This window comes from Komarekiella delphini-convector SJRDD-AB1, from assembly GCF_014831675.1.
Taxonomy (GTDB): Bacteria; Cyanobacteriota; Cyanobacteriia; order Cyanobacteriales; family Nostocaceae; genus Komarekiella.
Genome location: NZ_VJXY01000192.1, coordinates 1 through 1,006, shown reverse-complemented (window position 1 = coordinate 1,006; position 1,006 = coordinate 1). Strand labels below are relative to the sequence as shown.

Here is a 1,006-nt window from a genome sequence, read left to right as displayed (position 1 = left end):
TTGCAGTTGTAAAACTTCCTCTTCGCTTAAATCTACAACATACTTTTTTGCCATGCTCAACCCCTTTTTTGACTAGTTTATCAATTAGAGGGGCTTACCCAGCAAAAATGCCTTGGTGGACTACTAATCTCAAATTACTAACTGCAATTGTCGAATCAATTCTCTGGTCTGAAGAATCATACACCAGATTCTTACAATGCGGGTTTGATGCAGCTATTGAGTTATTTGATATCAGTTCTCAAAACTGGGAGTTTGAAGAATCAATGTCATCACGTCATAATCCTAGGAATTGGGACAAGTACAAACAGTTACAAAAACGACTACTATCACTAAATACCGAAGAAAATCGGGACTTGAAATACAGCCCTAGTTGGTCAGATTCAATACAGAGATAGTATTAAAATCATTCTTGGTTCTTAGATTTTCTCTGCTGTAGTTGTTGCACTACTTCTACTGATAAGCCAGTAGACCGAGCTATCACATCAACACTGATCCCCTCAGCTAATAAGATAAATTGGTTTTTCGTCGCCGGAGCAGAAGAATTTTCAAGATGAAGAAGTTCATTGGCTGCACCATTGAATCGGCAGCCCTTGCCTCTTTACTGTTCACTGGATTTGCGGGAGTAGGAGCGTAGACGCATTAGCGAAGCGGTAGCAACGTTCGCATAGCGTCTCGCAGAGAAGGAGCGTCAGCGGCTTGTCCTTGGACACCGCTTATTTTTTGCAATCTCCTCCCAGTTGGCAATAGCGTGATACTATTTGTCAAGCAACAATCTCGCTGATTTCACCCTTTATAATAAGCCTTCAAGTTTAGCAAAACTTCGCAAGCGCGGTAGACACTGACGTTGATAAAAACTGCTCAATGTCGGAATTGGTAGCTCAAATTCCTCGGACAATTCTCTCCAACTAATTTCTGGGGGTAGGCGTTTGAGAATCAACACCTGACAATTCACATCTGGACGCCCTTTAATGTAAGTATGACGCAGTTCTCCGTCTGAGTCTGTATT

1 protein-coding gene and 1 pseudogene are annotated in these 1,006 nt (G+C 41.7%); one reads left to right on the top strand and one right to left on the bottom strand.

The features are described from left to right. Positions 1–47 precede the first annotated feature (47 nt). On the top strand, positions 48–395 hold the full coding sequence (locus tag FNW02_RS38275; protein ID WP_225226359.1) for a hypothetical protein: 348 nt from the start codon (positions 48–50) through the stop codon (positions 393–395). Positions 396–790: 395 nt separating this feature from the next. Here the strand turns inward: FNW02_RS38275 and FNW02_RS38270 are convergent. Further along, positions 791–1,006 (bottom strand): annotated as a pseudogene (locus FNW02_RS38270) (sigma-70 family RNA polymerase sigma factor); the annotation flags it as partial.